Genomic DNA, 13,188 nt, shown 5'->3' with positions numbered 1-13,188 from the left:
CTATTCCGCCTGCACCAGGATCTCGATCCGGCGGTTGGCCGCATTGAACGGGTCGGCGGGGAGCTTCAGCCGGCGGTCGGCGAAACCGGAGACCTGGGAGACGCGCGTCTCGTCCAACCCGCCGCGCACGAGCATGTAGTAGGCGCTCTGGGCGCGATCCATCGAAAGCCGCCAGTTCTCGTTCTGCCCACCCTTGTATTGGCGCCCGTCCGTGTGGCCGCGGATGGCGACTGCGCCACCCCTCTCCTTCAGGATCGTACCGATCTTTTCCATGGCGAGCACCATCTCCTGGCGCGGTACAGCCGAACCGATATTGAACATCGAATCGTCGTTCTGGTCGGAGATGCTGACCAGCAGGCCGCCTTCGGCTGCCGTCACTGTCAGGCCTTCGGCGAGCTTGCCGGCGACACCGCCGATCTGTTGCGCGATCTGCGCCTGAAGCTGTTCGGCTTCCTTCTTCTGCTGCTCGGCCCCGGCCGCCCCCTTGTCGGCTTCCTTCTGATGCTCGGCGTCCTTTCGAGCTTCCGTCTGCTTCTCCTCAGGCGCCTTGCCATCCGTCGCCTTGCCGTCCTTGGCCTGGGCGGCGCCCGTCGTCTCCTTGGTCTCCTTGGCTTCCTTAGCGGGCTTCTGATCGGTCGCCAAAGGCATCGGCTTCATATCCTCGGCCTTGGCGATCTCCGTCGTCTCGCTCTCGGTCGCCTGCTCCTCGCTTTTGCCGGGCGGCAAGGGTTTTCCGGCCGTTGTCACCTCGACCTGCTTCGTCCAGAAATCCGGATCGAAGGGATCGCGATAGGCTTGCCCGCCATCGGCGCCGGTGGCAGGGCCGGAATCGGCCGCGCCGCCATCGCCCTTGGCGCTGACATTGGCCTGCTGGCCGACCTCCTGCGCGATCTCCGCGAGTACCGAATAGGGATTTTCGAAGAAATCGGCCTCGGAATAATTGGTCTGGTCGCCTGAGGTCGATGTCTGGTCGTCACCATCGGCGGCCGACTTGCCCTCGGTCGGATTATCTTCCTTCTGTTTCGACTTTTCCTTCTTCTCCTCGCCCTCGGCATGGTCGACAGGCTTCTTCAGGCCTTTCTCCGTCGGCTTTTCGTCGGCAAGCTTGATCGGATTGAAATAGGTCGCAACAGCGGCCTTGGTCTCCTCGTTGGCGGCGTTGACCAGCCACATGACCAGGAAGAATGCCATCATCGCCGTCATGAAGTCGGCATAGGCAATTTTCCACGCACCGCCATGGGCACCATCGTGATCACCGCCGCCATGCCGCTTGACGATAATGATCTCGTTTCTGCCGTGGTGATGATTTTCGCCGTCGCTCATTCGAGAACTTTCTTCAAGCTGGCCGCCCAGGCGGACATACGGGTGACGATGACGGATTCACCGATTTCGGCGGCTAGATCGACATCGTCGGCCTCGATGTGCCGAACCGCCGCGGCATGTTCGCCGAGCTCGGCTTTCAATATGTCGAAGAGGCCGGTCGGCCCCCTGACTACGATCGGCCCGGCCGCGCCTTCGAGAATCGCTTCGCGCAGCAAAGCGGCGAGACTTTCGGCAGCCTTGGCCGCAAGCGCTTCCGTCATGACGGGTGCAATGGCTGTGGCTGCGCCGGCGCTGACCAGTTGAGCGACTTCTTCGGCGATATCGAGGACGCGGGATGCAATGACCGCCGCCGCCTCCACTTCGTAGCGAATCTTCAGCTCCTCGAGCGCGCGCGCATGGGCCTCGGCCAGAGCGCGCGCCTCGCTTTCGTATTTCTCGGTCAAATCAGCGGTCGCCGCGGCATGGCCTTGCGCATAGGCGTCGCGCCGCTCCGCCTCGATGTCGACCGGAGGTTCGCTCGGCGTCTCCGGAAAAACATCTCCGGCCAAATCGTCGATATCGATGATCGGCGCTGACGGCTTCGGTTCGCCGAAGTCCTTCAAATACCGAGAAAGCGAAATGCTCATAGAAACCATCCAGCATCCGGGAGACGTGCGGCATGCCCGCCCCCGTTCAAAATGACCTTGCGCGCGACATGTCCTTCGCAGCGAACAAGGGCTTGACCTTGGGGCCGGCATGATTTTCGGACGATGCCTTCATGCCGGAAACTAGGAAGTCAAACTTGCGCGAGGATGAATGGCGCCGCCATCGGTGATCGCGCCCAGCTCTACTCCAGCAGAATGAGGATCTTGCTTGCAGCCGTGTTGAGGATCGAGATCGCTTCGACGGCCATCTGCTTCTGGGTTTCAATCGCCTTCTGGCGGATCGAAGCCTCATCCATATCGGTATCAACGAGCGCGCCGACGCTCTTGTCGATCGAATCCGACAGATCGGCCGCGTAGTCGATCTGATCGTCGATACGCGTCTTCATCACACCGATGGAGGCGGCCGTGGTCGTCAGCGAGGAGAACAGGGCGTCGGTTACATCGAGCATGTCGACGAGCTGGGCGTCGGTGGTGTTCTTGTCGATCGCGATCTCGCTGCCTGTCGCCGGCGTGGTCGAGCCGGCGTCCAGCAGGTAATAGTTCCGCGGTCCCGTGCCGGTGTTGTTGATCGCCTGGGCATCGACCGCTTTGGTGAACAGGCCGCCGCTCGCACTGTTCTTGTCGATGAGGATGGTCTGCGACGACGGGAAGTCGATAGTCTGAGCCTGGTATTCGCCGGTCGAGGCGCGCACGAAGCCCGAAATGACCGACCATGTCGGCGGCGCGGCCTTGTCACTGTTCAGCAGCCAGTTCTCGCCTGCAAAGGACGTCGATTGGACAACGGTCTTCAGCTGATCCTTATATTCGCTGATCTCCGCATTAATCTTGTCCTTGTCGGTGCCGGTCTCTCTTGCCGCAACCAGCTTGGCGCGGATCTCGCTGACGAGATCGATCGCCGAATTCATCGCCGTATAGGTCGCATCCACCTTGGCAGCGCCGAGACCGAGTGCATCGCCAATCGTGCCGAGATTGGTGCTGTCCGAACGCATCACGGTGGCGACCGACCAGTAGGAGGCATCGTCTGCGGCCGTCTCGATCCGATAGCCCGAAGAAACTTGCTGCTGGGTCTGACTGGCTTCTTTGTTGATGCTGCGCAGCACCGCAAGTGCATTCACCGCGGCCGCGCTGGTAATCTTAACGGTCATCGACAGGTCTCGGAATAAGATGAAAGGGCAGGCCGGAATGCCGGCGGCGACTGAAGTGGCCTCATGCCTCCGGCGAGTTTTCACCGGCGCGTCGCAAAAGCAAATCAACTAAAGGCGAAGTTAACTCGATATCAACTTGTTGGGCAAGAGCGGCGCTGCGAGCGCGAAAAGCGAATCATTTCGCTACTCAAATCATTGATATTAAAGAAAGAACCGCGCCCCATTGGGACGCGGTCCGGAAGGTTTTCTGCTTGCGGCCGAACGGCGGCGCAAGATTCGGTCCAGCTTCAGCGGCTGATTTAGCTGCGGAACAGCGTGAGGATGTTCTGGGCGCTGGAGTTGGCGATCGACAGCGACTGGATCGCCAGCTGCTGCTGGGTTTGCAACGCCGTCAGCTTGCTCGATTCCTCTTCCATGTCGGCATCGACGAGGCGGCCGACGCCCGAGTCGATCGAATCGCTGAGCGCTCCGACGAAGTTCTCCTGCAATTCGATACGGGTCGAAATCGAACCGAGCTGCGATGCAGCCTTGGTCATCGCTTCGAGGCCGGCCTCAATCGAGGTCAGGGCCATGGAGATCTCAGCCGAACCGAAGGTGCTGATGTCCATAGAGTAGATCGAACCGATCGTGCCGTAGGATGTGCCGATGATGCCGGAGGTCGTCTCGATCGTACCGGTCGAGGTCATGCCGAAGAGAACGTTGCCCGTGGAGCTCGTGTCCAGGACGTAGTCGGTCGTCTTGACCGAGACATTGCCGTTACCGTCGCGGACAAAGGTCGACACGACGCTCTTGGTGCCATCGGCGCCGGCGACCCAGTTTTCACCGGAGAAGGAAGCCGACTGTGCGATGCTCAGCAGCTGCTGCTGCAGCTGACCGATTTCCTCCTGGACCTTGGTCTTGTCGACGCCCTTTTCGGTTGCGGCGACGATCTTCGCCTTGATCTCACTGATGACGTCGATGGCGCTATCCATGGCGGAGTAAGCGGTGTCGACCTTGGCGGCGCCGAGACCGAGCGCGTCGGAAACGGCCGAAAGCGCCTTGTTGTCCGAACGCATGGTCGTTGCGATCGACCAATAGGCGGCGTTGTCGGACGCCTTTTCGACGCGGTAACCGGACGAGACGCGGTTCTGCGTAGCTTCGAGGCTGTCATTGATTCCGCGGAGGGTCTGAAGAGCGGCCATCGCCGCGACGTTCGTCAAAATGCTGGTCATGAAATGATTGCCCCTTGTTGGCATCTGGGAAAAAGGGACATTCCGGAATGTTACCGGGAACGGGGATCAGCCTCATGCCTGTTAACCGGTCTTTAATGTCGGTTAACCCGCCGTCTCGTTGAGCTGAGAAGACAACATTATGGTTAATCAATCGTTAACGGAAATAAGAAAGCCGCGCTTCATCGAAGCGCGGCTCGAGCAGAGGTGCCCGCCGGAGACCGGCGGGCCATATTTTCTGGCGTTTATTAGCCGCGGAAGAGCGACAGGATGGTCTGCGAAGAGGAGTTGGCGATCGACAGCGACTGAACAGCCAGCTGCTGCTGGGTCTGCAGGGCGCTGAGTTTGGAGGACTCTTCTTCCATGTCGGCGTCGACGAGACGGCCGATACCGGAGTCGATCGAGTCGCTGAGAGCCGAGACGAAGTTTTCCTGAAGTTCGATACGCTTGGAGATCGAGCCGAGAGCAGCACCGGCGCTGGTCATGGACTTCAGAGCCGATTCGACGTTCGTCAGAGCGGACTGAATCTCGCCGAGGGTGAAGTTGGTGATGTCCATCGCGTAGACCGAACCGGTCGCGCCATTCGAAGAACCGAGGATACCCGTGGAGGTTTCGACCGCGCCGCCGCTCATGCCGAACAGAACGTTGCCGGCAGAGCCGCTGTCGAGAACGTAGTCGGTCATCACGACCGACACGGCGTTCGAGCCGTCGCGGACGAAGGAAGCGACGACATTCTTGGTGCCGTCAGCGCCGGCAACCCAGTTTTCACCGGAGAAGGAAGCCGACTGAGCGATGCTCAGGAGCTGCTGCTGCAGCTGGCTGATTTCTTCCTGAACCTTGGCCTTGTCGACGCCGTTTTCGGTCGCGGCAACCAGCTTGGCCTTGATGTCGCCGACGACGTCGATAGCGCTGTCCATGGCGGAGTAAGCAGTGTCGACCTTAGCGGCGCCGAGACCGAGAGCGTCGGAAACGGCCGAAAGCGCCTTGTTGTCTGAACGCATGGTCGTTGCGATCGACCAGTAGGCAGCGTTGTCGGCAGCCTTGCCGACGCGATAACCGGACGAAACGTGCGACTGGGTTGTCTGGAGACCTTGGTTGATGCCGCGCAGAGTCTGGAGGGCTGCCATTGCAGCATTATTGGTGTTGATGCTCGTCATAGTCTGTTTGCCCCTTGTTGGCAGATTTTAAAAAGGGACATTCCGGATTTTTGGCCGGCCCACAGCGATCAGCATCATGCCTGTTAACCATTCTCGTTAGGGTTAACTCGCCGTTTCGATGGGCCTAGAAAACAGCAATATGGTTAAGGAAAGTTAAATTCAAAATCGAAATTACGTAAAAATATCTGATACTTAGAGAGATTATCATTAACCTTATGTTAAAACATTTCGCGGCCGGGGATGAGCCGGCCGCGAAACTTGAAAGCCTTGTGCCGACCGCTTAACGGAAGAGCGACAGGATGTTCTGCGAAGAGGAGTTCGCGATCGACAGCGACTGGATCGCCAGCTGTTGCTGGGTCTGCAGAGCGCTGAGCTTGGAGGACTCTTCCTCCATGTCGGCGTCGACGAGGCGGCCGATACCGGAGTCGATCGAGTCGCTGAGAGCCGAGACGAAGTCTTCCTGGCTGTCGATACGGCTGGAGAGCGAGCCGAGAGCAGCACCCGCGCTGGTCATGGCCTTCAGAGCCGATTCGACGTTGGTCAGAGCCGACTGGATCTGGCCGGCCGTGAAGTTGGTAATGTCCATCGAGTAGATAGAACCGGTCGCGCCCGTCGACGTCCCGAGAATGCCCGTGGAGGTTTCAACCGAGCCGCCGCTCATGCCGAACAGAACGTTGCCAGCGGAGCCGCTGTCGAGAACGTAGTCCGTCGTGGTGATCGATACGGCGTTCGAGCCGTCGCGGACGAAGGAGGACACGACGCTCTTGGTGCCGGCAGCGCCAGCAACCCAGTTCTCGCCATTGAAGGATGCCGACTGGGCGATGCTCAGGAGCTGCTGCTGCAGCTGACCGATTTCTTCCTGGACCTTGGCCTTGTCGACGCCGTTTTCAGTTGCGGCAACCAGCTTGGCCTTGATTTCGCCGACGACGTCGATGGCGCTGTCCATTGCCGTGTAAGCGGTGTCGACCTTCGCAGCACCCACGCCGAGAGCGTCGGAAACGGCGGAAAGCGCCTTGTTGTCCGAACGCATGGTCGTTGCGATCGACCAGTAAGCAGCGTTGTCGGAAGCCTTTTCAACGCGATAACCGGATGAAACGTGGTTCTGCGTCTTGTTGAGGCCCTGGTTGACATTGCGCAGCGTCTGGAGAGCGGCCTGTGCGGAAGAATTCGTGTTAATGCTTGTCATAAATCTGTCCCCTGGAAACTAGATACAAAAAGGAGGACATACCGGACTATAATACCGGCGATGACGGACCAGCTTCATGCTACTCGGCGCCTGCTTGTTTGGCCCAAACCCGTCATGTCCAGGGCAATCTCGCAGCCAATGCTTGCCAACTTCTTAAAAATGGAGGGTCCGCTCCGGCTCCTTACATCCCATAGTTAATACCGGCTGAATCTATTTCTTCGCATGCTAACGTGCCGGGAAAGAAACCCTTTTCTCTCGGACAAGACAATGTCTCCATGAGGCGCACCTGTTTCAAGCAAGCTTCGAATGGCAACGTAGCAGGTGCCGGGATAGCATCATAGGATCAATCCACCCGTTGTCTGGGAGGACGGATTGTGCGTGCTCGGCGATCGACAGCCATGCCAGAAATTTCCTTCACGGAGTTGGGTTTTGAACAGCAAAGTTTCGTTCTCTGCGGCATCCAAAGATTACCAGGCAGGCCGCTACACAAAGTCCTTGGCGACGCTCAACCAGCTCATCGATACTCAGCAGGACGCCAAGACCTATGCACTGCTGGCCAAGAACCTCGTGCAGCTCGGCTTCAAGGCTGATGCCGCGAAGGCCTATGGCCTGGCCGGCAATTGCGAAGGACCGAACGCCTACGAATATCAGAAGCAGGCTGCCAAGCTGCACTATGAAACCGGCCACGAGGATGAAGCGCTGCTGATCGCCATGCGCAACCTCGGCAAGGCGCAGGAAGATGCCGAACTCGCCTTCATCATCACCGCGATCTATCTGAAGCGCCAGCAGCGAGATATTATCCGCCCGTTCAAGACGGTTCTGTCGGAAAGCATGAACCCCGATCACATGCGCCTGGCGGCCCTGCTGCTCAGCGACGATCTCAACGACGCCACCAACCAGTCGCTTGCCCGCAACCTCTTCAAGCGCTTCCCCGGCAATCACGCCTTCCGCTTTCTTCACCTTGTATTCGCTCGTGAATTCAATGATTTCGAAGAGGCAGCCAAGCATCAGGCGGTGATCGACCAGGCCTTGGCAAGGGGTGATCTGGAGATCCTGCGCAAGGACAACCCCTTCTATCATCTGCACTGGTGCGGCAACGAAGATTTCAACCGGTATGCAACGATCGGCACGACCCCGCTTAACCAGGAACGTGTCGCTTTGCGCCGCAATCAGCCGCACACCTGGTCGAACAAGATCCGGATCGGCTACATGTCATCGGACTTCTGGGATCGCCACGCGACGATGAAGCTGCTGCAGCGCATTCTCGAACTGCACGACAAGGACAGGTTCGAGGTGACGCTCTTCTGCCATACGGGCCCCGAATACCTGAAGCATAACGACACCGACCGCAGCCGCTGGGGCAGGATCGTCGACATTCACGGCTTCTCCGACCAGGCGGTGCTGGAAATCGTACGCGAGCACAATATCGACATCATGGTCGATCTGAAGGGTCATACCTCGGGCAGCCGCGCGTCAGCCTTCAACCAGCCGCTCGCACCTGTTCATGTCGGATGGCTCGGTTTTCCCGGCAGCACCGTCAACATCGACCTCGACTACGTCATCGGCGACCATTCGGTGCTGCCCGACGTGGCCAAGCCATTCTTCCATGAGAAATTCTGCCGGCTTCCGGAGAGCTACCAGCCGAACGATCCGATGCATCGCCCGAAGCCGCGTCCGGTCACCCGCGAGCAACTCGGCCTGCCGGAAGAGGCCTTCATCTTCGCCTCCTTCAACGGCAACCGCAAGATCACGCCTGATGTGGTCAACAGCTGGTGCCGGATCCTCAAGCGGGCGCCGAACAGCGTGCTCTGGCTGATGGCCAATTCGCCGCGCAACCAGGCGAACCTGCTGAAGCAGTTCCAGGCCGCCGGCATTGCGCCCAAGCGCATCATCTTCTGCCCGCGCGCGCCCTACGAAGACCACATCAGCCGCCAGCAAGCGGCCGATCTCGGGATCGACACCTTCCCTGTCAACGGTCACACGACCACCTCGGAGCAGCTCTGGGGCGGCCTGCCGGTTTTGACCGTCAAGGGCACCAACTTCGCCTCGCGCGTCAGCGAAAGCCTGCTCAGGGCGATCGATCTGCCTGATCTCGTCGCCGCCGACCTCCAGGCTTATGAGGACCTTGCCGTCGAACTGGCGCAGAACCCGGAACGAATCGCCGAATACAAGGCACACCTCAAGGAGAGGCGCTATATCGCGCCGCTCTTCGACGCCGAACGCTTCTGCCACCACCTGGAGCAGGCCTACGAAATCATGGTCGAACGGGCGAAACAGCGCCTGGCACCCGAGCACATGGATATTCCGGCGTTGCCGCCGCGCACGGCCCCCTTCGCGGCTGAGTAACGGCTCGACTCCATGATAAACCCCGCCGGAGCGGATCCGGCGGGGTTTTCTTCCTTCCAAATATTGAAGGGCCAGCCGATCAGCTGAACGAGCGCACCAAGCTGCCGACGAGCAGGTTCCAACCGTCGATCAGCACGAAAAAAAGAATCTTGAAAGGCAGCGAGATCGACGTCGGCGGCAGCATCATCATGCCCATCGCCATGGTGATGGTTGCAACGATGAGGTCGATGACGAGGAACGGCAGCACGACGAGAAAGCCGATCTCGAAGCCGCGACGAATTTCCGAAATCATGAAGGCAGGGATCAGCACGCGATAGTCGATCGGATCGGTCGTCTGGATGTTCTGTCCGCGCTCGCGCGCAAGATCGACGAAGAGCGCCAGATCCTTGTCGCGGGTATTGGCCGCCATGAAGGTGCGGAAGGGTTCGGCGATACGCTGGACCGCCTCAGTCTCATTGATCTGGTTGGCAAGCAGCGGCTGCACGCCATTCTGCCAGGCCTGATCGAAGGTCGGCGACATGACGTAGAAGGTCATGAACAGCGACAGCGACAGGAGGATCATGTTGGAAGGCGTCGAGGAGATGCCCATCCCTGAGCGCAGGATCGAGAAGGCGATGACGAAACGCGGGAAGCTCGTCACCATGATCAGAATGCCCGGCGCGACCGAAAGAACGGTCAGCAGGCCGAATGTGCGGATGATCCAGGCGGCGACGGAGCCATCGACCGGCACGTTCAACAAGTCGGTCGGCAGCTGCTGTGCCACCGCCAGTTCCGGTACCGCCATCATGGCGGCAAGGAAAACTATGAAACGAATCATTCGATGACAAAGGTCCTGAACATGACCTTCGATACCCGCCCTTGCGAGCGAAGGTCAACACGTTCCTGGATGTCATCCTTGAGATATTGAAAGCCCCGCGGCCCCTCGATCTGCTGCAGGGAAACCGTCCTGATATAGGCGAGGATATCCTGGTGAATGTCCTCGGCGACCTTGACGTCTGGCGGCCCGTTGAACAGCAGCGCGACTTCGAGTCGGACCCAGTTTTCCGAAGGGTAGGCAAGGTTCGATGTAATCGGCTCGAGTTGGACGACGTTGTTGGCCTCGGTCGAGATGCGCGCCAGGCCTTCCTCGGCCTTCTTCTTGGCATCGGCTTCCTTGGCCTGCTCTACCTCCTTGGCGCCCTTGATCTCGGGCGCGACGATCGTGCCGACCGCCCAGCCGCCGCCGGCGCCGAGAAGCGTCAGGACGGCAATGCCGACGATCGTCAGCAGGCCGGATTTCTTCTTCGATTGACCTGCGCTTACGTCTTCGTCTGCCATCGTCGTTCGGCCTCAAAGCGGCGAGAAAAGATCGACGGCCTGCTGGCCGCGCGGAGGCTGCTGCACTTCCATCAGGCGGCCGCGGCCGCCATAGGAAATGCGGGCTTCGGCGATCTTGTCGTAGGAGATCTGGTTGTCGGCGTTGACGTCCTGCGGACGCACGATACCGGCGACGTTCAGGATGCGCAGCTCCTGGTTCAGACGGACTTCCTGCGAACCCGAGATGACGAGGTTACCGTTTTCGAGAATGCCGGTGACGACGGCCGCAACGAGAAGGGTGAGCTTGTCAGTGCGCTCGATCTTGCCCTTGCCGTCGGTGCTGGTGTCGGAACCATAGGTCAGATCGGTCTTGGATTCGGGCGTCCAGCCGAAGATCTGAGCGTTGATGTCCCAGTTCATGCCGCTTGAATTCGTGCGGCTGCGGTTGGTCTCGTTGTCGAAGGAGGCCTTGTCGTTGATCTGGATGTCGACGGTCAGGATGTCGCCGACGTTCAAGGCGCGTGCATCCTTAAAGAGCGCGGCCTGCGAATCGCTCCAGAGCGAATAGCCCTGCGCCACGGCGCGCGGCTGCTTCGGATAGAGCGCCATCTGCGGGGTCTGGCCATAGGCAAGTCCGCTGCCGATCGGGCTCATGGCGGGCGCACGGCCGATCTCGCTGACTGCCGTCGGAGACTGGCAGCCCGCAAGGAGTGCGAGGGCGGCGATCGCGGCCGGGAAACGCATATTCATGAAGGATCCTTCGACGTATTGGGATCGGACGCACTGGCGATGACGCTGGCGATAGCCGCGGCCTTCTTCGAGTCCATCTCGTTGAGGATGAGGCTCGACTGGCGCGGGCCGAGCCGCATGATGACGGCCGACGCTACTTCGATGTTCATATCCTGCAGCTGCAGTGCCGCCGCATCCGGTTTCATCTTCTTGTAGATATCGGTGAGGCCGGCTTCGGCCTGCTTGAGGAAATCGTCGCGCCGCTTCAGCCAGTCCTGGTATTCGGCCTTGCGCTTGTCCATCTCTTCCATCCGGGCGTCGATGTCGGCGCGGAGCCTTTCCAGCTCCTGTTTCTGCAGCAGGTAGCGCTGGTCGCGGGCGGGATCGGCGATGTTGGTGCAGAATTGCTTGATCTCGTCCTGAGACGTGATGTCTCCCTCCGGATGCTCCTGTGCGAAGGCGCCGGGGATCGACAGAAGGACGAGGCCGGCCGCCGGCAGCGCCAGGCGGCGCAGCAGCTGCAGCACGGTCATGTCAGGATTCAGGATCGTCATCATTGCAGCACAAGCTCCGCCTGCAGGGCGCCCGCCGACTTGATGCCCTGGAGAATGGCGATGATCCCATCCGGTTTCACGCCGATATTGTTGAGGCCGGCGACAAGGGTCCTGAGGTCGGGACCGTCGATGATGGCAACGCGCCCACCGGTCTGCTCGGCCGCAATGTCGGTCTGCGGCTGAACGGCAGTCCGCCCGCGTGAGAAGGGCTCGGGCTGAATGATCTGCGGCGTCTCGGTGACCTGAACAGTCAGAGTGCCGTAGCTGACGGCGACCGGCGAGACGCGGACATCGGAGCCGATGACGATCGTGCCGGTGCGCTCGTTGATAACCACCTTGGCCGGCGTATCGGTTTCGACAATGAGGTTTTCGACGTCGGCCATCAGCCGGGTGAGATCGGCCGTGCGCGGTTTCTGGATCACCACTTCCTGCGAATCCTTGGCTTCGGCGACCGGGCCGCCGAAGCGCGCGGAGGCATAGCCATTGACGATGTCGGCAATGCGGATCGCCGTCGAGAAGTCGGGATTGCGCAGCTGCAGGACGAGATTGACTGAATCCTTGAAGTGGGACGGCAGTTCGCGTTCGATGATCGCGCCGCCGGGCACGCGGCCGGCAGTGGTGACGCCTTCGGTCACCGTCGCCGCCTGGCCCTGCGCCTGAAAGCCGGAGACGATAACGGAGCCCTGGGCGACAGCGTAGATCTGGCCGTCGGCGCCGGAAAGCGAGGTCATGACGAGCGTGCCGCCGCGCAGCGAGGTAGCATCCCCGAGCGAGCTCACCGTAACATCCAAACGGCTGCCGGGGCTTGCGAAGGGCGGCAGGTTGGCGGTGACCATCACGGCCGCGGTGTTCTTAGCGTTGGACTGGCCGCCCTGTGTCGAGATGCCGAGATTCTGGAGCATTGCCCGCATCGACTGCTCGGTGAAGGGCGAGGAACGGAAGCCATCGCCGGTTCCCTGCAAGCCGACGATGAGACCGTACCCGATCAGCTGGTTATCGCGGCCGGCCTGAAGCGAAGCGATATCTTTGATGCGGGACGTCAGCGCCCAGGCGGGCGCCACGTCGGCCAAACTCATGGCGACAACCGCAACAAAGGTGACGATACGGAAGAACAATTTCATTTCGCCCTCACATGGATCGTGCCGTCCGCAAGCACCGTGCCGCTGACGATGACGCCGGAATCCATATTACGCGCACGGACGACCTGCCCCGTCGCACCGTCTTCAAGCGGCGTGCCGGCGGCGGAGATCGTCATTGCGCCGAGAGAGAAGACCAGGCGGATCGAAGAGCCGCGCGTCACCGTATAGGGTTCGCGCAGCGCTGAAACCGAGATCGTACGGCCCGGCAGCAGCGTGCGTTTGGAAACCAGACCTTCGACCTGCGAAATCGATTTGGCATAATCGCCGGCGAGGTTGGGGTTGGTGACCTCAACCTCCTGAAGCTGGCTGCCCGACAACGTGTCGCCGGGATAGATGATCGTCGTCGGGACGACGGCATAACCCATGCCGGCATCCGCATTCACGGGCAAGATGATGCCCGCGATTGCGATCGTGGCTGCCGCCACCCATCCTGAGATGCGTCCTGCCCGGCAAAACATCAT

The 13,188-nt window shown here is 60.3% G+C and carries 13 protein-coding genes; 1 reads left to right on the top strand and 12 read right to left on the bottom strand.

Annotated elements, in window-relative coordinates; all coding sequences use genetic code 11:
* From ACQ7C1_RS00885 to ACQ7C1_RS00860, 6 genes are all read right to left on the bottom strand, one after another.
* Nucleotides 1–1,323 (bottom strand): MotB family protein, encoded by a 1,323-nt coding sequence (locus tag ACQ7C1_RS00885; RefSeq protein WP_430956972.1) that lies wholly within the window; start codon nt 1,321–1,323, stop codon nt 1–3.
* On the bottom strand, nt 1,320–1,949 hold the full coding sequence (locus ACQ7C1_RS00880; protein WP_430956971.1) for a hypothetical protein: 630 nt from the start codon (nt 1,947–1,949) through the stop codon (nt 1,320–1,322). The genes ACQ7C1_RS00885 and ACQ7C1_RS00880 overlap by 4 nt, the downstream gene beginning before the upstream one ends.
* Nucleotides 1,950–2,149: 200 nt before the next feature.
* Complete coding sequence (locus tag ACQ7C1_RS00875; RefSeq protein ID WP_430956970.1) at nt 2,150–3,112, bottom strand: flagellin; 963 nt, start codon at nt 3,110–3,112, stop codon at nt 2,150–2,152.
* A 299-nt stretch (nt 3,113–3,411) separates the two neighbouring features.
* A complete protein-coding gene (locus ACQ7C1_RS00870; RefSeq protein WP_430956969.1) occupies nt 3,412–4,323 on the bottom strand; it encodes a flagellin in 912 nt (303 codons plus the stop codon).
* 245 nt (nt 4,324–4,568) lie between these two features.
* Nucleotides 4,569–5,477 (bottom strand): flagellin, encoded by a 909-nt coding sequence (locus ACQ7C1_RS00865; protein WP_430956968.1) that lies wholly within the window; start codon nt 5,475–5,477, stop codon nt 4,569–4,571.
* Between the two features lie 280 nt (nt 5,478–5,757).
* Nucleotides 5,758–6,663, bottom strand: a complete 906-nt coding sequence (locus ACQ7C1_RS00860) for a flagellin (protein ID WP_430956967.1) — start codon at nt 6,661–6,663, stop codon at nt 5,758–5,760.
* 429 nt (nt 6,664–7,092) lie between these two features.
* Here ACQ7C1_RS00860 and ACQ7C1_RS00855 point away from each other — a divergent pair, with 429 nt between their 5' ends.
* The gene (locus ACQ7C1_RS00855; RefSeq protein WP_430956966.1) at nt 7,093–9,009 is read left to right on the top strand and encodes a glycosyl transferase; all 1,917 of its coding nucleotides are present in this window, start codon (nt 7,093–7,095) and stop codon (nt 9,007–9,009) included.
* A gap of 79 nt (nt 9,010–9,088) precedes the next feature.
* On the opposite strand, the gene fliP is transcribed toward ACQ7C1_RS00855, so the two are convergent.
* Genes fliP through flgA form a run of 6 tightly spaced genes read right to left on the bottom strand, consistent with a single transcriptional unit; the run spans nt 9,089 to nt 13,188 of the window.
* The gene (fliP, locus tag ACQ7C1_RS00850) at nt 9,089–9,826 is read right to left on the bottom strand and encodes a flagellar type III secretion system pore protein FliP (RefSeq protein ID WP_097600331.1); all 738 of its coding nucleotides are present in this window, start codon (nt 9,824–9,826) and stop codon (nt 9,089–9,091) included.
* Entirely contained in the window at nt 9,823–10,326 is a 504-nt protein-coding gene (locus ACQ7C1_RS00845) for a flagellar basal body-associated FliL family protein (protein ID WP_430956965.1), read from the bottom strand. The genes fliP and ACQ7C1_RS00845 overlap by 4 nt, the downstream gene beginning before the upstream one ends.
* 12 nt (nt 10,327–10,338) lie before the next feature.
* Entirely contained in the window at nt 10,339–11,055 is a 717-nt protein-coding gene (gene flgH / locus ACQ7C1_RS00840; protein WP_085776958.1) for a flagellar basal body L-ring protein FlgH, read from the bottom strand.
* Nucleotides 11,052–11,591 (bottom strand): MotE family protein, encoded by a 540-nt coding sequence (locus ACQ7C1_RS00835; protein ID WP_085776957.1) that lies wholly within the window; start codon nt 11,589–11,591, stop codon nt 11,052–11,054. Before ACQ7C1_RS00835 ends, flgH begins: the two co-directional genes overlap by 4 nt.
* Nucleotides 11,588–12,709, bottom strand: a complete 1,122-nt coding sequence (locus ACQ7C1_RS00830; RefSeq protein WP_085776956.1) for a flagellar basal body P-ring protein FlgI — start codon at nt 12,707–12,709, stop codon at nt 11,588–11,590. The genes ACQ7C1_RS00835 and ACQ7C1_RS00830 overlap by 4 nt, the downstream gene beginning before the upstream one ends.
* Nucleotides 12,706–13,188: a flagellar basal body P-ring formation chaperone FlgA gene (gene flgA / locus ACQ7C1_RS00825; protein WP_430956964.1), complete on the bottom strand. Its 483-nt coding sequence runs from the start codon at nt 13,186–13,188 to the stop codon at nt 12,706–12,708. The genes ACQ7C1_RS00830 and flgA overlap by 4 nt, the downstream gene beginning before the upstream one ends.

The organism is Rhizobium sp. Nf11,1, assembly GCF_050587665.1.
Lineage (GTDB): Bacteria > Pseudomonadota > Alphaproteobacteria > Rhizobiales > Rhizobiaceae > Rhizobium.
This window is presented reverse-complemented; position numbering and strand designations above follow the sequence as displayed.

What these genes read in the sequence shown, in the direction of transcription:
- ACQ7C1_RS00860 (WP_430956967.1), bottom strand. Translation starts at nt 6,663, where the DNA reads ATGACAAGCATTAACACGAATTCTTCCGCACAGGCCGCTCTCCAGACG.
- fliP (WP_097600331.1), bottom strand. Translation starts at nt 9,826, where the DNA reads ATGATTCGTTTCATAGTTTTCCTTGCCGCCATGATGGCGGTACCGGAA.
- ACQ7C1_RS00875 (WP_430956970.1), bottom strand. Translation starts at nt 3,112, where the DNA reads ATGACCGTTAAGATTACCAGCGCGGCCGCGGTGAATGCACTTGCGGTG.
- ACQ7C1_RS00880 (WP_430956971.1), bottom strand. Translation starts at nt 1,949, where the DNA reads ATGAGCATTTCGCTTTCTCGGTATTTGAAGGACTTCGGCGAACCGAAG.
- ACQ7C1_RS00870 (WP_430956969.1), bottom strand. Translation starts at nt 4,323, where the DNA reads ATGACCAGCATTTTGACGAACGTCGCGGCGATGGCCGCTCTTCAGACC.
- ACQ7C1_RS00845 (WP_430956965.1), bottom strand. Translation starts at nt 10,326, where the DNA reads ATGGCAGACGAAGACGTAAGCGCAGGTCAATCGAAGAAGAAATCCGGC.
- flgH (WP_085776958.1), bottom strand. Translation starts at nt 11,055, where the DNA reads ATGAATATGCGTTTCCCGGCCGCGATCGCCGCCCTCGCACTCCTTGCG.
- flgA (WP_430956964.1), bottom strand. Translation starts at nt 13,188, where the DNA reads ATGATGTTTTGCCGGGCAGGACGCATCTCAGGATGGGTGGCGGCAGCC.
- ACQ7C1_RS00835 (WP_085776957.1), bottom strand. Translation starts at nt 11,591, where the DNA reads ATGATGACGATCCTGAATCCTGACATGACCGTGCTGCAGCTGCTGCGC.
- ACQ7C1_RS00885 (WP_430956972.1), bottom strand. Translation starts at nt 1,323, where the DNA reads ATGAGCGACGGCGAAAATCATCACCACGGCAGAAACGAGATCATTATC.
- ACQ7C1_RS00830 (WP_085776956.1), bottom strand. Translation starts at nt 12,709, where the DNA reads ATGAAATTGTTCTTCCGTATCGTCACCTTTGTTGCGGTTGTCGCCATG.
- ACQ7C1_RS00865 (WP_430956968.1), bottom strand. Translation starts at nt 5,477, where the DNA reads ATGACGAGCATCAACACCAATAATGCTGCAATGGCAGCCCTCCAGACT.